Genomic DNA, 22,857 nt, shown 5'->3' with positions numbered 1-22,857 from the left:
CCGTCCCCCTCCACCATATTGAAAAAGCCAGCTCATCGAGCTGGCTTTTTTCGTTCTATACATCGTAAGATCAACACCCATTCTAACAATCTCTCGCTCACCCCATAGCGTCGCATTCATGTTCTACGAACTCCTAATGTAGCTAAGATCTTCAACCAATACCGACACATTGCTTTAAGCCAAACTCAACGTTAGAACCGATCTTTTAACAGGTAAGAGTTCTTCGATAAGACGCTGAATAGTATTAACTTTCTAAATCTCTCAAGAATAGACACAACAAAATACTAACTGAGCTATCCCAGATACCAGATGGTTAAGTCATTAGACTGCTAAATCATAAAACGACTGAGTTGTATTGTGCTTAGCTACGGAGCATTGCCTTTCGCTTTTACCTGTAGAGCTATCTCCGCTCATCCAACAATTAACAGATACAAAAAATCCCGCTAAATAGCGGGATTTAATTAAGACTAAATTGAACGAGCTTGGTGATTAACCTTGAATACCAACAATCAACCAAGGTGCATTCGGTACCGTTAGGTCACGCTCTAGGTGCCAGATATCTTCAATATCTTCCTCTACACCTTCTGCAGCATCACGGTAACGGCCACTAAATTGCAAACTTAATTGTGCTTTGTTCGCATCGTATTCAGCACGAACGATCTCTGCATCGACATACATCACATCAGTGTGCTGCTCACCTTCTAGCTTCGCGCGCTCAGCTTTCAGATCTTCAAATAGACTTGGAGAAACATATTCTTCAATGGTGTCTAGTTGGTTGTGGTTCCACGCACCTTGCAAAATGCGGTAGTGCTCACGAGAACCGTTAATAAACGCAGCTTGATCGAAACCCGGTGGGTAATTGTGTGGTACATCTGTTTGAGCACCAAAACCGGTGAAACCGCCTGCGTTTGTATTTGGTTGTTGTTCAAAGTTCTGCATGTTTGGTTGTTCAAACTTTGACGCGTTACCACCAAATGCCGGTTGTTGACGTTGCTGGTTCATACTGCCCTGCTTCGCACCTAACATTCCGCGCATAAGCTTAAAGATAATAAAGGCAATTAAACCAATGATTAGGATATCCATAAACTGGATACCTTCAAAAGCACCACCGAAGAACGCAGCAAGTAGACCACCAGCTAGAAGGCCTCCTAATAGACCGCCCATCAAACCTTTCTTGCTAGAAGACTTGGTCGTTTGCTCTTTACCGATCGTATTGGTGTTTTGTTGCTGCTGTTTAGGTGCAGGTGCTGTTTTGTAGCTCTTACCAAAAGACTTACCGCCACCAAACTTCTTCGCTTCTGCGATAGGAGTGACAGCAACGGTAAACATTAATAGAGCAACAATAGAAAATAAACGTTTCATCGTTATCCTTAAAGTTGACGATTGTTATACCCACGCAACCTCAGGTAAAAGAAGCCGTTTGGGTACATCTCAGATTGTGCTCCAAACCTTGTACATACAAGCAGTAGCACGCCAAAGATGATTGTTGGTTCATCATACTCCGTATGTCACCTTATGAAAACAATCTAAAGAGTCTGACATGTATCAGAATATTGCCAAACATGTCGCCTTCTGACGTGATTGCGCGGTTGACGCTCATTAAGTAGCTGTCTATCATATTGAACGTTGTTCAATAAAGCAGTTTGAGAGTATGGCGCGCAGAAACGATCACACCAGAGAAGAGTTGATTAACTTGACCTTAACGACGGTCAAAAATTTTTTAGATGAGAACTCTTACCACGAACTTAGCCTTCGTAAGATCGCTAACATGATTGGTTACGTGCCAAGCACCTTGGTGAATATTTTTGGTAACTATAATTTGTTGCTACTTCATGCCGTGGCTCAAACTTTAGATGAGTTATCGCAAGAAGCGCTAAATGCAACAAAAAGCAGTAAAGATGCTCATCAAGCACTTTTTGAACTTGCATACTGCTACCACGATTTCGCGCAAAAACATCCTTACCGTTGGCAATTGGTTTTCGAACACAACATGAACGGTGCCGAACTTCCAGAATGGCATGCGAAACGTATTGATGGCATGACAGGCATGCTCGAATCATTACTCGCACAAATCGCTCCTCAACGTACGGAATCCGAAGTCATTCAAGCGAGTCGCGTACTATGGGCTGGCGTACACGGCATTACTCTTCTAAGCGTTGATGACAAGTTTTTCTCAAGTGAGCCTGTAGATGGTAAAGAGTTAATCAGTAACTTGCTTTCTAACTACATCATGAACTGGTAACAAACAAAGGATTATCCATGTCATCCGACAGACAGCCGTCCTTGCTTACGCAAAGAAAGTTCCTGCCCTATTTTGTTACTCAGTTTTTTGGCGCTTTCAACGACAACATTTTTAAAAACGTTTTGTTGCTGTTTGTCGCTTTCGCTGGTTCTAGCGCATTACCCATTTCTAGTAATTTATTCATAAACTTAGCAGCGGGCTTATTCATTCTTCCATTCTTCCTTTTTTCTGCCTCTGCTGGAGTTTTGGCGGATAAATACGAGAAATCGTGGTTTATTCGCAAAGTAAAACTGTTTGAAATCGCCATCATGCTGCTAGGCGCCGTTGGCTTTATAACAGAAAGCTATGGTGTCTTACTTCTGCTGCTTTTCTTAATGGGTACGCAATCCGCGTTCTTCGGCCCCGTCAAGTACGCGCTTCTTCCTCAGGAATTAAACGCTAAGGAACTGGTACCGGGCAATGCCTTGGTTGAAGCCGGGACATTTATCGCCATTCTTATCGGCACGCTCGGTGCAGGCATTATTGCTTCTGCTGACAACGCGAAATATCTGGCCGCTTTCTGCGTGGTTCTATTTGCCCTGCTCGGTTACTTATCCAGTCGCTCGATTCCATTTGCTGCGGCAAGTGCCCCTGAACTTAAATTCCGTTGGCGACCTTATCAGCAAACTAAGCACACGCTGGCGATCGCGAAATCCGATCGCATCGTATTTCAATGCATCATGGCCATCAGTTGGTTTTGGTTTCTCGGTGCTGCATATCTTACTCAGTTCCCAAACTTCACCAAGGTCTATCTGAACGGTACAGAAAGCGCCGTATCCTTCTTACTTGCACTCTTCTCAGTAGGGATTGCTCTAGGCTCACTGGCTTGCAACTGGATCTCAAATCATCGAATCGAAGTGGGCATCGTGCCAATCGGTGCCTTAGGCATCACCATCTTCGGTTACTTTATGGCGACATCAGTACCAACTGAGCTACCTGAGTTCGCAAACTTCATTGAATTTGTTCGTTTCGAGCCTTTCTGGCCTCTGTTTTTCTATCTGCTCATGATAGGAGCATCGGGCGGATTATTTATCGTCCCACTGTACGCCTTAATGCAACACCGAGCGAAGGAGACTGAACGTGCGCAAGTGATAGCAGGTCTGAATATCTTTAACTCACTATTTATGGTGGGCAGCGCGATCCTTGGCATTATATGCCTAAGCGTAGTAGAGATGAGTATTCCACAATTGTTTGCGCTTCTTGCAGTGCTTAATTTCTTAGTCGCGGCATATATCTTTCTACAAATCCCGATTTTTGTGGTTCGCTTTGCAATGTGGATGCTCACGCACACCATCTATCGTGTTAAACACAAAAATCTGCACAACTTACCTGAGCATGGTGGTGCATTGATTGTGTGCAATCATGTGAGCTACATGGATGCCCTGTTACTGAGTGCCGTATGCCCTCGTTTGATTCGCTTTGTGATGGAAGAAGATTACGCCAACCTGCCGCCGCTAAGACGCTTTTTACGCCGTGCTGGCGTGATACCAATTTCTGCTAGCAACCGAAGTTCTATTCGTCGAGCATTTAACGACGTCGAAGAAGCTCTCAATGAAGGCCATATTGTCTGTATCTTCCCTGAAGGGCGATTGACCTCCGATGGCGAAATGAACGACTTCATGCGTGGCATCGACATTATTCTGCGTCGAAGCCCAGTACCTGTGATTCCGATGGCATTGAAAGGATTGTGGGGTAGTTATTTTAGCCGCGCTAAAGGACGAGCATGCAGAGGGTTTCCGACTCGCTTCTGGTCCAAATTGGAAATTGAAGCTGGCGAACCGGTAGATCCTAGCTCAGCCACCGCACAAACTATGTTCGAAAAAGTGCACGCATTGCGCGGAGATTGGCGATAAACAAAACGTTGAGAATTATTTGAGCACACGTTTAAATTATCTGAACGTGTGTTCAAATCATTAAGACAAACTGACCAGATACAGTGCGATATACTCTCGCTTTCACTAACGACAATGAATCATAAATCTTGAACAGAAAGTACATCCCCTTTGGACTGGCACTGCTTTTTTGCTTAACTCCTTTTGTGTCATCCCCTATTGCACTTGTTATTGGCTTCTTACTTGCCAGCTTTGGCTTAGTTCCTACTGAGTTACCCATCGCCTCTTTCACCAAAAAACTGCTTTCTTATTCTATTATCGGTTTAGGGTTTGGTATCAATTTTGAACAGGCATTGTCTGTCACGTCAGATGGTATCGGGCTAATTATCGCTACGATTGTCGGCACACTCGTCATTGGCTCACTCATCGCCAAAGTAATCAAACTCGAAACGACGACTGCGTATCTCATTTCATCCGGAACTGCGATATGTGGTGGCAGCGCAATTGCTGCGGTCGCACCAGCAATCAGAGCCAAAGATGAACAAATAGGTTTGGCACTCGCTACCGTTTTTGTACTCAACTCTCTAGCGTTGTTCATCTTCCCCGTCATTGGTCATGCGTTAAACCTAGACCAACACACCTTTGGGACATGGGCGGCAATTGCGATTCATGATACTTCGTCTGTTGTTGGCGCTGCCTCTGCCTACGGTGAAGAGGCACTGACAACTGCAACCACGCTCAAACTGGCGCGAGCCTTGTGGATCATTCCTGTTGCTTTGATTAGCGCCGTGATTTTCTCACGTGGGAACAAAGAGAACGGTTCGAAAAAGTTAGTGATTCCTTACTTCATTTTCTGGTATTGCGCGGCCATCGCCTTTAGTGATTTCTTCCCACAATTTGAGGTGGTGTATCACGGTATTTTTACCATTGCGAAGCAAGCTCTGGTGGTGTGCTTATTCTTGATAGGATGTAGTATTTCGATTTCGAAACTGAAATCTTCGGGCCCTAAACCGCTGTTGTTTGGTGTGACTTTATGGGTATTAATTTCCACCACGTCACTAAGCTGGCTAGTACTTAGATAATCGTTGTCGACTTATCGCGTTGGTCGGAGGTTGACTCTTGTTTGTCACTCTTGAGCGCAAACACCAACGCGATAGCGATTAAAAACGCCGTCAATTCCGCTAACGAGCGAGTGAGCCCTTCACTGCTAATTGCGATGCCAATTTGTAATACCACTGCTATCAATAAAACCGATTTCACCATTCTGAAGCTTATGCCTTTCTGCTCTACGTTGAGACATAATTATGATTCAGAGTTATAAGGTTACGAAATTCCCTTTCCGACTAACACATAGCAAAATTGACTAATCTTCGCCTCATTTCCGCCGGGAGAATGAGCGCCAGCTATTTAACGTTGATTATCTAACTCAGAAAGCAGCCACTCTTTTACCGCTTTACGCGAGACTTTAATCCCACCTTCTAACAAGGCTTGTGGCATCAAATAGTAAGCGATTGGCCATTTAAACTTCTCAAGCTTTTTCCGCAAGTATTGCTCGAATTCCTGTTGGCTCAGTAACGCTTCTGATTGAATAACGGCTATAGGACGATGACCGAACTCAGCATCTTCGACTGGCACGACAATGCTCTGAATGACGCTTGGAATTTGGTTCAATACTACTTCTATTTCCTCACAGTGAACGTTTTCTCCACCTGAGATAAATTGATTATCGGCCCGACCGATGATCTTTAACTCATCTCCTTGCCAAGTACCGAGATCCTTACTGTCGAACCAACCATCCTCGTCCACGAATACCGTCACTTGACCTTGGTGAAAATAGCCTGAAGCTAGCGTTTGTCCACCAATGTAAATGCGCTCATCAACCAACTTAATCTTACGATTTTTTAGTAAATGCCCAGCATTGCTTACGTCATTGATCTGTTTTGCCGTAACGGTAGATGCAGCCTCGGTCATACCATAACCTAGCCACGTTTCGATGCCTTTTTCTGTGGCTCTTACCGCTAGCTCATGAGCCACATGACTGCCCCCCAGCAAAACGTGCGTCAGTGACAGTTCAACATAATCATCTAGCAAGCGTTTAAGTTGAGTCGCCACTAAAGAGGCGTGTGAAACCGCGAGGATATCGTCTGCCAGTCTTCCCGTGCCGATTTTCAACGTTGCGCCAACAAACAACCAGCGATAGACAATCGCAAGGCCGGAAACATGATAAAGTGGAAGCGACAACAGCCAAGTGTCTTGTTGATGGAAGGTGAACTCACATAGTAATCCCTCTGCCGAAGCGAGGTGCTGTCGATGCGTATGAACCACCGCTTTCGGTGCCCCCGTTGAGCCTGAGGTAAACACAATCGAAGCCAACCTGTCGTGCTGATAGTCATCCGCAGTGTTTTCAACCACGGTATCTACCGTAGGCAAAGTGAGAAAAATCGCATTTAATGCTGCTTTCTCTTCGCTAGAGTAAGCGAACTCACACTCCGGAGTTAACCAAACAAAACGCGTTTTATGATCGCCGTACAGAGTGCAGAGCTTACCTTGTAGCGCCTCGATTGGCTGAGGCATAGTCAACGCGGTGATAGCGCCTAACTGTTGCGCAGCTAAATAAAACAGTACTGTTTCAACTTGGTTCTTCCCTACCAGAGTCACCACATCATCGCGCGTAACACCTTGCTGCAAGAGCGATTGCGCGTATTGAGTAACACGAAGCGAGAGCTGTTGCCAATTCAATGTTTCTTGAGATGTTGCGAGTGCAATAGAAAAAGGGCTCGTTTGAGCCCAATACTTCCAAGGTGGAATCGCACTATTTTCTGTAGAGAATGGCTCTATGCTGAATGCCACACTAACTCCTGCTCAGACAAAGGAAGCACAGGAAGTTCGCACTTTGGCCAACCTTGCTCTAGCTGCGCTTTGAACAACCCGATAGTGTCCAAACCAGGAACTTCATCAGGCAACTGCCATTGCGCCAAACGTGCTAATTGGTTCAAGCCAAGGCTCGACTCAATGCTTGAGCTGATCACCGCTTTCATTCCTAACGCTTTTGCTTTTTCGATCAATTTAATGCAGAAATCGACGGAGCCGATTAATGTCGGTTTGATAATGATCGCTTTCACGCCTGTCAAATCTTCAAGGCTAAAGTCTTCTCGACGAACGGCATCTTGCAGCGTTTCATCCCAAGCAATCGCGATACCAGTATTAATGGCAAAAGACATGCTGTCGCCTGGAGCTCGGCATGGCTCTTCCAAAAACGTAATTCGTTGGCGAAGAGACGGTGTAATGTACTTAGCAAACTGCTGCGCTTTTTCGGGAGTCCAAGCGCGGTTCGCATCCAGTCGAAGCGTTAATTGAGGGATAGATTCAAGGAAGAGATTCACAAGCATGCCGTCGCGAATGGGCTCATACAGACCCACTTTCACTTTTGCCACTTTCTCGCCTTCCATCTCGTTGAGTTTTGGAATCAACTCATCGGGATCGCCCGTACACAGTGGAGCAGTTTGATATTTGCCTTGCGTCGGCAAACCACCTTCTAACTCCAATTGAGCCATAGATAAGCCAAACGCAACCGAAGGATACATATTGGCATAATCAACCGGTATACCCGCGACCCAGCGTTCAGCCTGTTCTTGTAACTGAATGCCAGCCTCTTCGGTACTTTCCAAGCTAAAACCAAAAAGCGGTGCGACTTCACCTAATCCCGTGTTCTCGCCATCAGATAGCTCAACAATGTAGCCGATGCGTTCCGTCAGCTTGTTATCACGCAGTATTACGCCACTGTCCATTGGAAGGCAGTAACGGTAAATCTTTGCTTTACGCATAATTCCTGTCCTATTACGTACAACCCAAGCTTGCTGGCTATAAGAACGAACCATCCTCCCTGAGGGCGAGGCGCTCGGGACTAAAAACGAAGCAGAGGAGCACTCTGGCTCCTCTTTATTTACGGATTATGGGTTACGAGGGAACTTGTCGAAATCTGGGCGACGTTTCTCGTTGAATGCGTTACGACCTTCTTGTCCTTCATCTGTCATGTAGAACATCATCGTTGCGTTGCCCGCAAGCTCTTGAAGACCAGCTTGACCATCACAATCCGCGTTCAATGCCGCTTTCAGGCAGCGTAGCGCCATTGGGCTATGCTGAAGAACTTCACGACACCATCGAACGGTTTCTTTCTCTAGATCTTCTAGAGGCACAACCGTGTTGACTAAGCCCATGTCTAACGCTTCTTGCGCGTTGTAGAAACGACATAGGAACCAGATTTCGCGCGCTTTCTTCTGGCCTACGATACGGGCCATGTAAGACGCGCCCCAACCACCATCAAATGAACCCACTTTAGGGCCCGTTTGACCAAACTGTGCGTTGTCCGCTGCAATTGTTAGGTCACACATCATGTGCAGTACATGACCGCCGCCAACAGCCCAACCCGCTACGGAAGCAATAACAGGTTTTGGACACGTACGAATATCACGTTGGAAGTCCAATACGTTTAGGTGATGCGTACCTTGGTCATCTTTGTAACCGCCGTAGTCGCCACGAATCTTCTGGTCACCACCAGAACAGAATGCATCTTCACCCAAGCCAGTTAGGATGATAACGCCAACACCTGAGTCGTAGCGTGCATCTGCCAACGCATCAATCATCTCTTTTACCGTTTGAGGGCGGAACGCGTTACGCACTTGAGGGCGTGCAATGGTAATTTTCGCGATACCATCTTCAGACTTGTGGTAATGAATATCCTCGTATTTCTCGCCGCAATCTTTCCATTGAACCGGAGCGTAAAGTTCTTCTTCAGAAATGCCTACTGTTTTAGCCATGGTGATTCCCATTGTTCTCGTTGCTCTCACTGAAAGTGAGAATGAATTATTTGCTTAATGTGCATCGCAAACTGCTTTGGCTGCTCTTGATGAACGTTATGTCCTGCGCCTTCAATTTGTCGATACGCCAACCCGCTTGTTTGTGCCAGTTGGCTAAATTTTTTGTCTTTCGCGCCACACACATAATAAATGGGTATGTGCTGTTGTTGCAGTGCGGGCAGTAAATACGCCTGCTTGGCTAACGATGTTGCCATCAACATGTTCGCAATTGCCGAGCCAAGATTAGCACTTCGCTTGGTAATTAATGTTTGTCTTTGCTCATGGTTTAGTGAAGAAAACACCGCTTGTTGATACCAATCGCTCAAAACACGTTCAAGTGGTTCACTCTCGAAGCGCAGTGCCCATTTTTGGTCGTTGTGCAATCTTGACTGTGTCTCTGACTCTGTTTGAAGCCCGAAGTTTCCCCCTTCCACAATCGCGCCGACAATATTGAGATCTGAGAAGCACTCACCAGCAAGACCGTGCATTGCGATTCTTCCACCCATTGAGTAGCCAATCAAAATAAGTGGTTGTTGCGGAGGAAATAATAAAGATAGTGTGGAATTAAGAAGTTTGCAGCAATCATCGAGATCGTTGCACTTTGTAAACTGGCTGCGACCATGACCAGGAAGGTCGATAACGACTCGTTCAAACTGAGTCAGCTCATCCAAACAAGCTTGCCAATCAGCACCACTTCCTAAAAGACCATGCAAAAACACCAGAGTGGGAAGATCACCACTTTGGTGTTTTTCAGTTGGAGAGAGACGCTCAGAGTGAAGCATGCAGGCTCTTATTAAATGCCTTTATCAACTCTGCGGCTTGGCTTGGTGGGGTTTGAACTTCCACCAACAGTGTGCCTTGGCCGCTCGACAGGTGCTCGGTAACCATTGCTTGATACATTTGTAATGTAGTTGGCTTTTCATACTTTAAGCCAAACTGCTTAGCTGCATGTTCAAACTGATAACCGTGGGGCATTTGGTAGTACGCAGTGCGATGCTCCTGAGGCACTGGCAACATATCGAAAATCGCACCACCATCATTGTTTGTGACCACAAGAACTGACGGCAGATCATTACGAGAAAACAGCGCGAGTGAGTTGAGGTCATAAAGCGCCGATGTATCTCCGATGTACATCAATAGCGGCTTGCCTCGCGAACGCTGAACACCCGAAGCTGTGGCAAATAGACCATCAATACCCGACGCTCCGCGATTGGTAAACACCTCAGTATTTAATCGGCCAAACATATCGACCAATCGAACAAACAAGCTGTTACCGAGAAAGACATCGACGTTCTGCGTTCGCTCTTCAATGTCAGCCGCTAACGCGATTTCATTAAGCGTTGAAGCTGATGAAGACAGAAACTCATCGCGAATGTGAGCGCGAACATGGGCTATATCGGTCAGCAATCCATCAGCCCACCCTTGAGTACTTGAGCTCTTAACATCAACACGCTCGACCCAACTTTTAGGTGATGCAGCCCAATGCAATTGCGGAAGGTGTGTTTGGTTATCTCGGCTTAAACTTGGCGAGATAAACCAGTACTGAACATCTCGGCCTTGTTGGCTTTGCGACACCTGTTTATTAATCCATTGGTTCAATCGCTTAGATATGATGCGGCTACCAAACTGGAGCACCAAATCACATTCGTCGAGTTGGCTGGCCAACTTAGGCTGTTGTAACCACAAATCATAATGTGACCAATCGGAGCTAACTCCACTTTGCGGATCCGCCAATACAGGCCACCCCATTTGCTGTGCAAACGCTTTTGCCGCTTGCGCGTGATCAGCAAGTAAGCTGCCAATAACAACCACGCCTTTTCTATCAGCACAAAATGGAATGTCACGAAATGATGGACTGACGAATCGTTGAGTATATGTTTGACCGCCTTTGCGCCACGCTTCGACACTGTTCAGGTAGCTTTGGTAAGCGCTTTTTTCCCCGTCAGAATACAGCGGCTCAGGAAAGGCGCAGTTAATGTGAACCGCGCTGCCATGTAACTGCTGGTTAAACATCACCTCATCAACCGAAGTGAGTAACCAGTTGAGCGGCGTATTTAAACTCGGACTTGGCAAGTTCAAATTTGCCGATACATGATGCGAAAAAATCCCAAGCTGATTAATTGCTTGGTTTGCGCCACAACCGACGAGTTCAACAGGGCGGTCAGCAGTAAGCAAAACCAGTTTTTCGCCCGTTAATTTAGCTTCTGCTACCGCAGGCAACAAGTTTGCGACCGCAGTGCCAGAAGTCACAATAACGGCTACCGGCTCTTGGCTAGCTTTCGCCAAGCCAAGCGCCATAAAACCTAATCCACGCTCATCAAAATGAGTATGAATGGAAAAATTTGGCTGTTCCGCCGCTTCTAAAGTCAAAGGAGTCGAACGCGATCCCGGCGCGATACAAACATGCTTCACACCAAATCGGTGAAGCTCAGTCAAAATGGTCTCTGACCAAATTCGATTGAGAACCGCTTGATCGTAACTCATGATGCCACTCCAAGCGGCGGATGATCGGAAATCAACGTTAATAGCGTCGACATCTTTTTATCTAACTCAGCCCATTCGTGTTCAGCAACTGATCCAGGAACAATACCCGCTCCAGCAAACAGCTGAACTTGATCGCCAAGCACCAATGCACTTCTTATTGCCACACAAAACTCTGCGCGTTCATGGCTGATGTAACCCATAGAGCCAGCATACCAGCCACGAGCAAACGGCTCGTTATCAAGGATGAACTGCATCGACTCTTTACGAGGCAAACCTGCCACTGCGGCCGTCGGCTGCAATGCAGAAAGCAGTTGTACGCCATTTGTGCCTGTTTTTAAGCTTGCATGAATATTGCGCTTGAGGTGCTGCACCTTACGTAAACGCACCAATCTCGGTTCGGTTTCTACTTCTACCATTTCGGAATGAGGAGAAAGGCGTTCCACGATATCGTCCACGACGTACTGGTTTTCGTTTAAGTTTTTTGAATCCTGAGATAACCAGTTCGCCAACTCCATATCATGAGTGGCATTGTCGCCACGACCAATGGTGCCCGCTAAAGCTTCGGTATGAAGCTCATGTCCAACACGAGAATACAAACGCTCTGGCGTAGAGCCCATAAAACTGTGTTTGCTGTCTAAACTCAGCAAGAAATGAAAGCTGTGATGGTTGTTCAAATAGCTCGCTTTAAGCAGTTGTGCAGCGCTCAACCTGTTATCCAGTTGGACAGTAGAACGGCGAGCCAACACAACTTTTTTAAACTCATCATTCTCAATCCCAGTCAGAACTTTATGTACCAGCGCATCCCACTCAGATTTGACAGGAGTATGAACAATCGAGCGAATGTGTGACGAGATCGGAGGTAAAGCGGCGACATCGCAAATAAGCTTTCTCAAGCCTGCAAGCGTGCGCGCTTTGTCTTCAGTTAGGTTAACCGCAAGTGACCACTGCTGATCAAATCGAATCAGTTCAATTTGAGGCAAAAAGAAGAAAGAAGGCATGCAACGGCGATTTTTTTCGTGCTGGCCATCAAACGATCGCCCGCCCCATACTCGCTGCCCTTCACCAAGAATTGTATAGGCAGGACCCGGCTCAACAAAAGAGTGCAACTGTCCTAGCGCGACGACCTCTTCACGAGTATCACGGGATTGCCAATAAAACTTGGGGAAAAGTGGTTGTGCATCAAGCCAATCAATAAATGCGAAATTCGGTTTTTCGCTGAGGGGCTCGACCAGACGTACTTGATTGCCTTCCGTGTGCTGAACTCGCTCGATAATTCTTTTTACGGCTTGATGGAACTCTGACAAATCAACCTCGAAGTATGTGAGGATAAAGGTAACTGACGGCTACTCTAAGTTTAGACCCAAAGCAAATCAAGGTCGTATGCGATCTTTTGCAAAATCCTGTGATAGCAAGCGAACAAAAGTTAGCCTGCGAACGGATAATTTACAGATTTATATTCTAATAAAAAACAAATTATTGTATTTTAATAAAGAAATTAACGAATTTTTAGGAATTATACAATGCAAAATATCGGGATGTCGTCAAAACTCGACAATGTCTGCTACGACATTAGGGGTCCTGTACTCAAACATGCTAAGCGCATGGAGGAAGAAGGGCATAAAATCCTAAAGTTGAACATTGGTAACCCTGCCCCATTTGGTTTTGACGCCCCTGATGAGATTCTTGTAGATGTAATTCGTAATCTACCGACCTCTCAAGGCTACTGTGATTCCAAAGGCATTTACTCTGCGCGTAAAGCGGTGGTTCAACATTACCAACGCAAAGGCATTCGTTCTTTAGACGTAGAAGATGTGTACGTCGGTAATGGCGTGTCTGAGCTGATCGTGATGGCAATGCAAGCGTTGCTAAACAACGGCGATGAAATGCTCATCCCTGCGCCTGACTACCCATTGTGGACGGCATCAGTAGCGTTGTCTGGTGGCAACCCCGTTCATTATTTGTGTGATGAACAATCGGATTGGTATCCAGACCTTGATGACATCAAAAAGAAAATCACGCCGAAGACTCGCGGTATTGTTCTGATCAACCCGAACAACCCAACAGGTGCTGTATATAGTCGTGACTTCTTGCTTGAAGTGATTGAGATTGCTCGCCAACACAAGCTGATCATTTTCGCTGACGAGATTTACGACAAAGTGCTTTACGATGGCGCAACACACACTTCTGTTGCGACGCTAACGGAAGACGTACTTGTGATGACCTTCAATGGTTTGTCGAAAGCTTACCGGGTATGTGGTTTCCGTGGTGGGTGGATGTTCTTAACTGGTCCAAAACACTTAGCACAAGGCTACGTTAACGGTCTAGAGTTGCTCTCTTCTATGCGTCTTTGTGCCAACGTGCCGATGCAACATGCGATTCAAACCGCGCTAGGTGGCTACCAAAGTATCAATGAGTTGATCTTACCTGGTGGTCGATTGCTAGAGCAGCGTAATCGCGCGTTCGAGCTGATCAACCAGATCCCAGGGGTATCTTGTGTGAAACCCAAAGGTGCCATGTACTTATTCCCTAAAATCGATACCAAGATGTACAACATCAAGAATGACCAACAGATGGTGCTCGATTTCTTGAAACAGGAAAAAGTACTGCTAGTACAAGGCTCAGGTTTTAACTGGCCAAAACCAGACCATTTCCGCATTGTGACTTTGCCACACGTTGAAGATCTGGAAACCGCAATCGGACGCTTCGAGCGATTCCTATCAACCTACAGCCAGTAAAGAATCACTGGTAGTAATTAGTGTTGATCTCTCATATGCTTAGAGGAACTCCTAGTGAGTTCCTTTTTTTATACCAGAAACGGAGAAAGCCATGAAAGAAAGCCATTTTTTCGCCCACTTGGCACGAATGAAGCTTATCCAACGCTGGCCTTTGATGCGCTCTGTATCACCAGAAAACGTTTCGGAACACAGCTTACAAGTCGCATTTGTCGCTCACGCACTCGCGTTAATTAAAAACAAAAAGTTCGGCGGCACGCTTAATCCTGAACGCATTGCTCTTCTCGCGATGTATCACGATTCAAGTGAAGTGCTCACTGGCGATTTGCCAACTCCCGTTAAGTACTACAATCCCGAAATCGCAAAAGAATATAAGAAGATAGAAGCCGCTGCCGAGCACAAATTACTTTCTATGTTACCGGAAGAATTTCAGGAAGATTTTGCCCCATTTCTACTTTCTCATTCGTCTCACGAAGAAGACTCTCAGATAGTAAAACAGGCTGACTCCATCTGTGCGTACTTAAAATGTTTGGAAGAACTAAGCGCAGGTAACCATGAGTTTGCCTTAGCGAAAAAGCGCCTAGACGTCACTTTACAAGAACGTAAAACGCCAGAAATGGAATACTTCCTTAATACATTCGCCCCAAGCTTTGGGCTATCGCTGGATGAAATCAGTTAGCCAGTTTAGTTTATGGAGATAAACGTGTCGTTTGAATTACACTCTTTGTGGCAAGAGCGCCACGACGATGAGCATAAAATCCGCCGTGATGACCACCGCAGCCCCTATCAACGTGATAGAGCGAGAATCCTGCACTCTGCGGCATTTCGACGCCTACAAGCGAAAACTCAAGTTCATGGCAACAGCTTGGAAGACTTTCATAGAAGTCGACTTACCCACTCGTTAGAAGCGGCCCAATTAGGCACAGGTATTGTCGCACAACTCAAAAAGAAACAGTCTGAATTTAAAGAACTATTGCCCTCGGACAGTTTGATTGACTCTCTGTGTCTCGCGCACGATATTGGCCACCCACCATACGGACACGGTGGTGAAGTCGCATTGAACTATATGATGCGTGACCATGGTGGCTTTGAAGGCAATGCGCAGACTTTTCGTATTGTGACCAAATTGGAGCCATACACTGAGCACTTCGGGATGAATCTATCGCGCCGAACTTTGTTAGGTTTGATCAAATACCCAGCACTCATCAGTCAGACTCGTTCAGTCAAGCTGCCAAACCCTGCAGAACATCAACGCCGATTAAAAGCCAAAGAATGGAGCCCAGCGAAAGGCATCTACGATTGCGATAAAGATCTGTTTGATTGGGTTATCGCTCCACTCAGCGAGAATGACAAAAGCCTGTTGAGCCAAATGCGCTATCGACCAGACTCCGATTTAGAGCACAGCAAAACGCGCTTTAAATCCCTCGACTGCTCCATTATGGAGCTCGCCGATGATATTGCGTATGGCGTGCACGACTTAGAAGATGCCATTGTGTTGGGTATGGTCACACGTCAGCAATGGCAAGAAGGTGCTGCAAGTCAGTTAGCTGATTGCGGTGATCCTTGGTTTGAAGAACATATCGGCTCTATTGGACAAATGCTGTTTAGCGGTAAACATCACCAACGCAAAGATGCGATTGGCGGTATGGTCAATGCCCTACTTACAAGCATCTCTATTAAAGTGGTTGATGAACCATTCCAAAACCCTTTACTGGCATGGAATGCTTGTTTAGAACCGCATGTGGCGAAAGCGCTAGATGTGCTTAAACATTTCGTCAGTCAGTATGTCATTCAAGTGCCGCAGGTACAGATTGTCGAATACAAAGGGCAACAAATCATCATGGATATATTCGAAGCACTAAGTGCCGATCCTGAACGATTGTTGCCAATACACACAAAAGAGCTTTGGCAGAGTGCAACTAGCGGTAGTGGCAAAATGCGAGTCATTGCCGATTACATATCCGCAATGACCGATGGTCATGCGCAAAAGCTACACCGCCAATTGTTCTCTTCTATTGTTTTGTAGACTGTTCTACTTGTTCAAATAATTCTTTTCAAATACGCCCGGAGGCATCTGGGCGATTTGAAATTCAATCATCCTGTCAAAAGCATTAAGTAGCGGCGAGAAGTCGTTATCCGGCTCCAACAAACTCAACGCATAAAACCCTGCTTCCACTGTCGAAAGACTGTTGTCTGAAGGCGCTTTACGAATTGTATAGTGACCTTGTAAATCCTCGGGAAGCTTTACTGTGGTTAAAGCGTGCAAGTTGGTGGAAAGCTGCCACATTTTATAGGCTTTTTTCCACGTGCCATCGAGCAAAATTAGGCGTGTTTTTCTTGTGCGCTCGCTCTCGGTACACGCAATGTCTGAAAGGCACTGTGATTGCTCAGACGGATAAAGGATAAAATGCTGATACGCTTTATCGGTGAGCAACGCGTTTAACTGTGCGTCATCAGAAAAATCCTCGCCAATCAAACAAGTACAGTTCTTTAAACTCAAATTGAGAATCCGTGCCGTACCAAGTGGACGATGCGCTTCACTCGTATGCTGAAGAATGATAAGTTCAACCCCGCTTGCTAGCGGTACAATCCATTGGCAAATACAGGCTTTGCGCGATTTTCCACACTGAGAACAATAACGAGACATAGAGTGAACCTTTATACATTGCTGACCATCATCAGCGTTATCTGCTTAGTACTACAATTCGAACCAATGGCGAGCCTCACCGAATGGCACGCTTACAACATACGTCATGGTGAATGGTGGCGAATCGTAACAGGAAATCTCACGCATACCAACTTTGCCCACCTTGGAATGAACTTGGCTGGATTATGGGTTATCGCGTTTATATTCCGTCCTAGTGCGCGCAACTTCTCGACTGTTTTTCTTTTGCTTTGTGCCTTTGTCGGCGCAATGAACTTACTGACTAGCATGTCAGTCTATGTCGGCTTGTCTGGCGTCTTACACGGTTTGTTTGGTTTTTGGGCTCTCAGAGAAGTGTTTGAAAACAGAAGAAGTAGCCTACTCTTAGTCGCCGGACTTATTGCGAAAATCGCATGGGAGCAATTTTATGGCCCTTCAACCAGCACTGCTGCAATGATAGGCGCTCGTGTTGCTGTTGATGCACACCTGTTTGGTGCAATGGGAGGCTTAGGTATGGCATTAGTAGAGAAAGGATTCCATCGCCGTATATTTGGATAAAAAATCCCGAACCACGAAAGAGGGTTTGGTTCGGGAAAGCAGTAACCGGAAACGAAAACTCAGTAAGAATACAATGGTCGAAGCCCGCGTTTATAGAAGAATGCGGTCTTTGTTTTTCTTGATGGTTGCTTCACCAATTCCTTTTACATTGGTTAAATCAGCTGCTGTTTTAAATGGGCCGTGCTCAGTACGGTAGTCAACTATGCTTTGCGCTTTCTTTTCGCCAATACCTTTCAGCATCGTTGCTATCTCTTCTGCAGAAGCAGTATTGATATTGACCGTAATTTCAATTCCTTCATATTTATCAGCCTTGGTATCAGCGGCCAAACTGAGTGGTGCGAACACCACTAAACACAAGGTTAAAATCCATTTCATATTGAACATATACACTCCAAATTAACGCTCTGAAATAATCCGCCCTAATGTAGGCAAACACTCATCGTCATTGAAGTTTGTTTAAACAAAAATAAAACGGGCCGCTTACGCGACCCGTTTTAGTTAACATGCAAATTACATAATTAGTGCTTAGTTGCTCACAACAAAGTACTCAATGTCTGTGTTAGCACGCAATACAGCGAGAACAGAAGATAGATCCTGCTGAGATGATGCACGTTGCATTTGCATCGCAACTTGATCTTCTAGCGAACTATCTAGTTCCGCTTTCACAGCATCCAGTTCAATCACTACGATGTTGCCTTCAAGGTCTTTCGACTGACCGTAGACAGGTTTGCCATCTACTGGCTTCGCCATTGCAAAGACGGTAGTTGCTAGTGGCGAACGACGGTCAACAGTCTCTTGCTCACCAAATGTTAGGTTGTTTTCCGCAAGAACAGCCGTATTGCCTTCATTCAGAGCAGCTACCACTTTTGTACCTAGCTCTAGGGCACCTTGCTCACCTTTAACGCGAGATAGTTCCGCCACAACTTGTTCTTTCACTTCAGCTAATGGAAGCACTGTTTCGTCACGAGAATCTTCAACACGAACAACAATAATGTGCTCAGGCGCAACTTCAATCGCTTCAGAGTTCAGACCGTCTTCTTTCACTTCTGGGCTCAGTAGTGCTTGCATAACGGCTTGGTTACGTAGAACCTCAGGTGCATCAACTTGAGAGATGAAGTCTGTTGTCTTCACTTCTTGGTTAATAGCTTTAGAAGCATCATCTAGTGAATCAGGGTACTCAAAAGCAACACGCTCAAGCTCGTTTTGAAGCTCGTAGAATTGATCCACCGCTTTTTGGTCTACTAGCTCTTGCTTAATCTCAGCAGCCACTTCATCAAATGGTTTTGCAACGGCATCTTTCAGCTCTTCTAGCTTGATAATGTGGTAGCCAAAGTCAGATTTTACTAGACCAGACATGTCACCTGGGTTCTTAAGTGCAAACGCAGCTTCTTCAAACGCAGGATCCATAACATCACGTTCGATCCAACCTAAGTCACCGCCGTTTTCAGCACTACCGAAATCATCAGACTTCTCTTGCGCTACCGCAGCAAAATCTGCACCTGCGTTCAATTCATCTAAGATAGCTTGTGCTTTTGCTTCATCATCACCTTCAACAAGAATGTGCGCCACTCGGCGTTGCTCTTCTGAAGAGTATTTGTCTAGATGCTCGTCGTAGTATTTCTTAACGTCTTCATCTGTTACTTGAATCTGCTTCTTAAGTGCTTCAGCAGACAACTCAACGTAAGACACTTTCACTTGCTCTGGACGAGTGAAGTTATCTGGGTTTGCTTTGTAGTAAGCTTGAATTTCTTCGTCAGTTAACTCAACTTTCTTCGCAAACTCTGCCAAATCGATGGTTACAGTGCGGATGTCGCGTGTTTGGGTAAACAGTTTACCCTGAGATTGAACTTCGCCTGGAAGAGTAAACTCACTGCTTTGAAGCGCTGTTAGAAGCTGCTCACGCACCAATTCACGACGCATGTACTCAGCAAAAGAATCAGGAGAGAAACCTGCACGACGTAGCGATGCTTGGTAAATTTCTTGATCAAACTGACCGTTAGATTGGAACTGAGGCATTTCAAGAATCATGCTACGAACTTGAGCATCGCTGATTCGTAAGCCAAGTGCTTCAGCTTGTTGGTCAAGCAATACGTCATTAATCATACGATCAAGCACTGATTTGCGGAAAGATTCAACGTATGCAGGGTCAGCCAACATTTGAGAGAAGTAGTCACCCAATTGAGCTTGCATGCGATTGCGCTCATTTTGGTAAGCCATCTCGAACTCACCACGAGGAATCTCGGTGTTACCTACTTTCGCTGCTGAATTGTTGCTGCCATTCACTAGGTAGCTACCTACACCGGCAAATACGAAAGACAGGATGATAAGTCCAAGGATAATTTTGACCGCGATGCTATTCACGCCTTCGCGTAGTCGATCCATCATAATTTAACTGCTCTCCACAATTGAAGCGTACGGCTTCTAATAGAAAATATAATGACGCGATAATATCAGAAAAAGAAATGCGCATCAGTATGATGCGCATAATTTAAAAAAGTTCGGCTCGAAGTTTGTAAATTTTTGTTCGAAACTTATTGTTTGAGCAAAAGTTATTCAAATGGCCGGCAACAGAATCACGCTTTAATTAGTTACAAGCGTCTTTCAGTGCTTTACCTGCTTTGAAAGCTGGTACTTTTGCTTCTGCGATTTGGATTTCTTCACCAGTTTTTGGGTTACGACCAGTACGTGCAGCACGAGTGCGAACGCTGAATGTACCGAAGCCAACTAGAGCAACTTGATCACCAGACTGAAGTGTGCCACTTACTGCTTCGATGAATGCATCTAGAGCACGACCCGCTGACGCTTTAGAGATGTCTGCATTTTCTGCGATTTGTTCTACTAATTGAGTTTTATTCACTGTGATTTCCCCTTTGTGCCATCTGTGATTATTTTTGTGATGACTTTTCGTTCCATAGTTAAGAAAATATGCTCCAACCCTTATTTTTCAAGGGCTGGCAGCTATCGAAACTAACTTAGCGCCCAAAAAAAACGCTGACAAGCCTTTTTAGGCTTATCAGCGCAAACTTTTACTTATTTTTGCTGCACATCACTATTTTGTAGCTTCAAACTCAACGCCTGTCGGGTCTCGCTCTAGTGCAACTTTAAGTACTTCATCAATCCACTGAACAGGGATAACTTGCAGATCTGCGATAACATTCTCAGGAATCTCTTCCAGATCACGCTCGTTATCTTTCGGGATAAGCACTGTCTTTATGCCGCCACGGTGTGCCGCAAGTAACTTCTCTTTTAAGCCACCGATTGGTAATACTTCACCACGTAGGGTGATCTCACCCGTCATCGCAACTTCAGCTTTTACCGGGTTACCTGTAAGAGCCGATACCAAAGCAGTACACATTGCTGTACCCGCACTTGGGCCATCTTTCGGCGTCGCACCTTCAGGCACGTGAACGTGGATGTCTTTTTTCTCGTAGAAATCTGAGTTAATGCCCAGTTTATCTGCACGAGAGCGCACCACGGTCATTGCTGCTTGGATAGACTCTTGCATTACGTCGCCCAGCGAACCTGTTTGAGTCAGCTTACCTTTACCTGGCATAGATTGAGTTTCAATCGTTAATAGATCGCCACCCACTTCAGTCCAAGCTAGACCAGTAACTTGACCAATTCGGTTGCTTTCATCAGCTTTCCCGTAATCGAAACGTTGAACACCCAAGTATTCTTTTAGGTTGTCCATCGTTACCGTCACTGATTTGATGTCTTTATCTAGCAGGATGTTCTTCACTGCTTTGCGGCAGATCTTAGAAATCTCACGCTCAAGACCACGCACACCCGCTTCACGAGTGTAGTAACGGATAATACCGATGATTGCTGAATCTTCGATGACTATCTCGTTTGGTTTCAAGCCATTACGTTGCACTTGTTTTTCAACAAGGTGACGCTTCGCAATGTTTAGTTTTTCATCTTCGGTGTAACCGGATAGACGAATCACTTCCATACGATCAAGTAACGGACCAGGAATATTCATCGAGTTAGACGTTGCAACAAACATCACATCAGACAAGTCGTAATCCACTTCTAGGTAGTGGTCGTTGAATGAGTTGTTTTGTTCAGGGTCTAATACTTCAAGCAACGCTGAAGCCGGGTCACCACGCATGTCTGAAGACATTTTGTCGATTTCATCCAGAAGGAAGAGAGGGTTTTTCACACCAACTTTCGACATTTTCTGAATCAGCTTACCTGGCAATGAACCAATGTAAGTACGACGGTGGCCTCGAATCTCTGCTTCATCACGCACGCCACCTAGGGCCATACGTACGTATTTACGGCCAGTAGCAGATGCAATTGAGCGGCCAAGCGATGTTTTACCCACGCCTGGAGGACCAACAAGACAAAGGATTGGACCTTTTAGCTTGTTAATGCGGTTTTGAACTGCCAAGTATTCCAGAATACGCTCTTTCACGCGCTCTAGACCATAATGGTCTTCGTTCAGAATCTCTTCCGCTTTCGCAAGATTTTTCTTCACTTTAGAACGCTTAGTCCAAGGTACACTTACCATCCAGTCGATGTAGCTACGAACCACGGTCGCTTCTGCGGACATTGGAGACATCATCTTAAGCTTTTGCAGCTCTTGCTCTGTCTTTTCACGTGCTTCTTGCGGCATTTTTGATTCGTCGATCTTCTTTTGCAGAGTCTCGAACTCATCAGGAGCGTCTTCCATCTCACCCAGCTCTTTCTGAATCGCTTTCATTTGCTCATTCAGATAGTACTCACGCTGAGACTTCTCCATTTGCTTTTTCACGCGACCACGAATGCGTTTCTCAACTTGTAGCAAATCGATCTCTGATTCCATCTGGCCCATTAGGAACTCTAGACGCTCAGTAACATCAATAATTTCAAGCACTTGTTGTTTATCAACAAGTTTAAGAGGCATATGTGCCGCAATCGTATCAGCTAGGCGTGCCGCTTCATCGATACCATTCAGTGACGTTAGCACTTCTGGTGGAATCTTTTTGTTTAACTTAATGAAGCCTTCGAATTGGTTGATTGCGCTGCGAACAATCACTTCTTGCTCACGTTCATCCAATTCTGGTGTTACGATGAATTCCGCCTCAGCTAAGAAGAAATCACTTTCTTTGAAATGATTAATTTTTGCGCGCTGCTGACCTTCAACCAGTACTTTTACTGTGCCATCAGGGAGCTTTAGAAGTTGGAGAATGGTAGCTACCGTACCCACTTCGAATAGGTCATCAACCGTTGGTTCATCAGTGTCAGCTTGTTTTTGAGCCACAAGCAGAACTTGTTTGTTTGTTTCCATCGCCGTTTCTAGACAGCTAATCGATTTCTCACGACCAACAAACAATGGAATCACCATGTGCGGGTAGACCACTACGTCACGTAGAGGTAATACCGGGATCTCGATACGCTCGGAACGTTCCAAGTTCATATAATTCTCTCTTCCGCTTTCACGTTTAACGTATTACTTAAGGCAGTATATGGGGGCTAATTGTTTGGA

The 22,857-nt window shown here is 45.5% G+C and carries 20 protein-coding genes; 7 read left to right on the top strand and 13 right to left on the bottom strand.

Going from position 1 to position 22,857, the window contains the following annotated elements:
- Positions 1-489 precede the first annotated feature (489 nt).
- The gene (locus OU793_RS08585) at positions 490-1,362 is read right to left on the bottom strand and encodes a Tim44 domain-containing protein (protein WP_005495957.1); all 873 of its coding nucleotides are present in this window, start codon (positions 1,360-1,362) and stop codon (positions 490-492) included.
- 289 nt (positions 1,363-1,651) lie between these two features.
- Between OU793_RS08585 and OU793_RS08580 the strand changes: the two genes are divergently transcribed.
- From OU793_RS08580 to OU793_RS08570, 3 genes are all read left to right on the top strand, one after another.
- Positions 1,652-2,242, top strand: a complete 591-nt coding sequence (locus OU793_RS08580) for a TetR/AcrR family transcriptional regulator (RefSeq protein ID WP_005456899.1) — start codon at positions 1,652-1,654, stop codon at positions 2,240-2,242.
- A gap of 17 nt (positions 2,243-2,259) precedes the next feature.
- Complete coding sequence (locus tag OU793_RS08575) at positions 2,260-4,134, top strand: MFS transporter (protein ID WP_140103118.1); 1,875 nt, start codon at positions 2,260-2,262, stop codon at positions 4,132-4,134.
- Between the two features lie 128 nt (positions 4,135-4,262).
- Positions 4,263-5,195, top strand: coding sequence for a YeiH family protein (locus OU793_RS08570; protein ID WP_017448694.1), 933 nt, complete (start codon positions 4,263-4,265; stop codon positions 5,193-5,195).
- Here the strand turns inward: OU793_RS08570 and OU793_RS08565 are convergent.
- From OU793_RS08565 to OU793_RS08535, 7 genes are all read right to left on the bottom strand, one after another.
- The gene (locus OU793_RS08565; protein WP_015296443.1) at positions 5,188-5,376 is read right to left on the bottom strand and encodes a hypothetical protein; all 189 of its coding nucleotides are present in this window, start codon (positions 5,374-5,376) and stop codon (positions 5,188-5,190) included. The genes OU793_RS08570 and OU793_RS08565 overlap by 8 nt on opposite strands.
- A 144-nt stretch (positions 5,377-5,520) precedes the next feature.
- Positions 5,521-6,963 carry an o-succinylbenzoate--CoA ligase gene (menE, locus tag OU793_RS08560; RefSeq protein ID WP_140103117.1) on the bottom strand — a complete coding sequence of 481 codons (1,443 nt, stop codon included), beginning with the start codon at positions 6,961-6,963 and terminating at the stop codon, positions 5,521-5,523.
- Entirely contained in the window at positions 6,948-7,937 is a 990-nt protein-coding gene (gene menC, locus OU793_RS08555; protein ID WP_005456942.1) for an o-succinylbenzoate synthase, read from the bottom strand. Before menC ends, menE begins: the two co-directional genes overlap by 16 nt.
- A gap of 126 nt (positions 7,938-8,063) precedes the next feature.
- Positions 8,064-8,930, bottom strand: coding sequence for a 1,4-dihydroxy-2-naphthoyl-CoA synthase (menB, locus tag OU793_RS08550; protein ID WP_005482536.1), 867 nt, complete (start codon positions 8,928-8,930; stop codon positions 8,064-8,066).
- 26 nt (positions 8,931-8,956) lie between these two features.
- A complete protein-coding gene (gene menH, locus OU793_RS08545; RefSeq protein ID WP_025623235.1) occupies positions 8,957-9,751 on the bottom strand; it encodes a 2-succinyl-6-hydroxy-2,4-cyclohexadiene-1-carboxylate synthase in 795 nt (264 codons plus the stop codon).
- Positions 9,738-11,453 carry a 2-succinyl-5-enolpyruvyl-6-hydroxy-3-cyclohexene-1-carboxylic-acid synthase gene (gene menD / locus OU793_RS08540; RefSeq protein ID WP_140103116.1) on the bottom strand — a complete coding sequence of 572 codons (1,716 nt, stop codon included), beginning with the start codon at positions 11,451-11,453 and terminating at the stop codon, positions 9,738-9,740. Before menD ends, menH begins: the two co-directional genes overlap by 14 nt.
- Positions 11,450-12,757 carry an isochorismate synthase MenF gene (locus tag OU793_RS08535; RefSeq protein ID WP_021454285.1) on the bottom strand — a complete coding sequence of 436 codons (1,308 nt, stop codon included), beginning with the start codon at positions 12,755-12,757 and terminating at the stop codon, positions 11,450-11,452. Before OU793_RS08535 ends, menD begins: the two co-directional genes overlap by 4 nt.
- A 216-nt stretch (positions 12,758-12,973) precedes the next feature.
- Between OU793_RS08535 and OU793_RS08530 the strand changes: the two genes are divergently transcribed.
- The 3 genes from OU793_RS08530 to OU793_RS08520 all read left to right on the top strand — a co-directional run bounded on the left by OU793_RS08530 (position 12,974) and on the right by OU793_RS08520 (position 16,211).
- The gene (locus tag OU793_RS08530) at positions 12,974-14,188 is read left to right on the top strand and encodes a pyridoxal phosphate-dependent aminotransferase (RefSeq protein WP_005456922.1); all 1,215 of its coding nucleotides are present in this window, start codon (positions 12,974-12,976) and stop codon (positions 14,186-14,188) included.
- Between the two features lie 91 nt (positions 14,189-14,279).
- Positions 14,280-14,864 (top strand): 5'-deoxynucleotidase, encoded by a 585-nt coding sequence (yfbR, locus tag OU793_RS08525; RefSeq protein WP_140103115.1) that lies wholly within the window; start codon positions 14,280-14,282, stop codon positions 14,862-14,864.
- A gap of 12 nt (positions 14,865-14,876) precedes the next feature.
- The gene (locus OU793_RS08520) at positions 14,877-16,211 is read left to right on the top strand and encodes an anti-phage deoxyguanosine triphosphatase (RefSeq protein WP_180793849.1); all 1,335 of its coding nucleotides are present in this window, start codon (positions 14,877-14,879) and stop codon (positions 16,209-16,211) included.
- A 6-nt stretch (positions 16,212-16,217) separates the two neighbouring features.
- On the opposite strand, the gene OU793_RS08515 is transcribed toward OU793_RS08520, so the two are convergent.
- Complete coding sequence (locus OU793_RS08515) at positions 16,218-16,832, bottom strand: tRNA-uridine aminocarboxypropyltransferase (RefSeq protein ID WP_017448700.1); 615 nt, start codon at positions 16,830-16,832, stop codon at positions 16,218-16,220.
- 3 nt (positions 16,833-16,835) lie between these two features.
- Here OU793_RS08515 and rrtA point away from each other — a divergent pair, with 3 nt between their 5' ends.
- The gene (gene rrtA / locus OU793_RS08510; protein WP_023624117.1) at positions 16,836-17,387 is read left to right on the top strand and encodes a rhombosortase; all 552 of its coding nucleotides are present in this window, start codon (positions 16,836-16,838) and stop codon (positions 17,385-17,387) included.
- A 90-nt stretch (positions 17,388-17,477) separates the two neighbouring features.
- Here rrtA and OU793_RS08505 read toward each other — a convergent pair whose 3' ends face one another.
- The 4 genes from OU793_RS08505 to lon form a co-directional block, all read right to left on the bottom strand.
- Positions 17,478-17,762 (bottom strand): ComEA family DNA-binding protein, encoded by a 285-nt coding sequence (locus OU793_RS08505; RefSeq protein ID WP_180793850.1) that lies wholly within the window; start codon positions 17,760-17,762, stop codon positions 17,478-17,480.
- 150 nt (positions 17,763-17,912) lie between these two features.
- Positions 17,913-19,772, bottom strand: coding sequence for a peptidylprolyl isomerase (ppiD, locus tag OU793_RS08500; RefSeq protein WP_042781025.1), 1,860 nt, complete (start codon positions 19,770-19,772; stop codon positions 17,913-17,915).
- 199 nt (positions 19,773-19,971) lie between these two features.
- A complete protein-coding gene (locus OU793_RS08495) occupies positions 19,972-20,244 on the bottom strand; it encodes an HU family DNA-binding protein (protein ID WP_005382341.1) in 273 nt (90 codons plus the stop codon).
- Between the two features lie 192 nt (positions 20,245-20,436).
- Entirely contained in the window at positions 20,437-22,788 is a 2,352-nt protein-coding gene (gene lon / locus OU793_RS08490) for an endopeptidase La (protein ID WP_140103112.1), read from the bottom strand.
- Positions 22,789-22,857 lie beyond the last annotated feature (69 nt).

It is taken from the genome of Vibrio sp. VP6, assembly GCF_028823755.1.
In the GTDB taxonomy this organism is placed as follows: domain Bacteria; phylum Pseudomonadota; class Gammaproteobacteria; order Enterobacterales; family Vibrionaceae; genus Vibrio; species Vibrio parahaemolyticus.
This window is presented reverse-complemented; position numbering and strand designations above follow the sequence as displayed.

Coding starts and splice junctions, on each gene's coding strand:
- OU793_RS08530 (WP_005456922.1), top strand. CDS start 12,974: ATGCAAAATATCGGGATGTCGTCAAAACTCGACAATGTCTGCTACGAC.
- OU793_RS08515 (WP_017448700.1), bottom strand. CDS start 16,832: ATGTCTCGTTATTGTTCTCAGTGTGGAAAATCGCGCAAAGCCTGTATT.
- OU793_RS08585 (WP_005495957.1), bottom strand. CDS start 1,362: ATGAAACGTTTATTTTCTATTGTTGCTCTATTAATGTTTACCGTTGCT.
- menH (WP_025623235.1), bottom strand. CDS start 9,751: ATGCTTCACTCTGAGCGTCTCTCTCCAACTGAAAAACACCAAAGTGGT.
- menB (WP_005482536.1), bottom strand. CDS start 8,930: ATGGCTAAAACAGTAGGCATTTCTGAAGAAGAACTTTACGCTCCGGTT.
- OU793_RS08575 (WP_140103118.1), top strand. CDS start 2,260: ATGTCATCCGACAGACAGCCGTCCTTGCTTACGCAAAGAAAGTTCCTG.
- OU793_RS08580 (WP_005456899.1), top strand. CDS start 1,652: ATGGCGCGCAGAAACGATCACACCAGAGAAGAGTTGATTAACTTGACC.
- yfbR (WP_140103115.1), top strand. CDS start 14,280: ATGAAAGAAAGCCATTTTTTCGCCCACTTGGCACGAATGAAGCTTATC.
- ppiD (WP_042781025.1), bottom strand. CDS start 19,772: ATGATGGATCGACTACGCGAAGGCGTGAATAGCATCGCGGTCAAAATT.
- lon (WP_140103112.1), bottom strand. CDS start 22,788: ATGAACTTGGAACGTTCCGAGCGTATCGAGATCCCGGTATTACCTCTA.
- OU793_RS08505 (WP_180793850.1), bottom strand. CDS start 17,762: ATGAAATGGATTTTAACCTTGTGTTTAGTGGTGTTCGCACCACTCAGT.
- menC (WP_005456942.1), bottom strand. CDS start 7,937: ATGCGTAAAGCAAAGATTTACCGTTACTGCCTTCCAATGGACAGTGGC.
- menD (WP_140103116.1), bottom strand. CDS start 11,453: ATGAGTTACGATCAAGCGGTTCTCAATCGAATTTGGTCAGAGACCATT.
- OU793_RS08565 (WP_015296443.1), bottom strand. CDS start 5,376: ATGGTGAAATCGGTTTTATTGATAGCAGTGGTATTACAAATTGGCATC.
- OU793_RS08520 (WP_180793849.1), top strand. CDS start 14,877: ATGGAGATAAACGTGTCGTTTGAATTACACTCTTTGTGGCAAGAGCGC.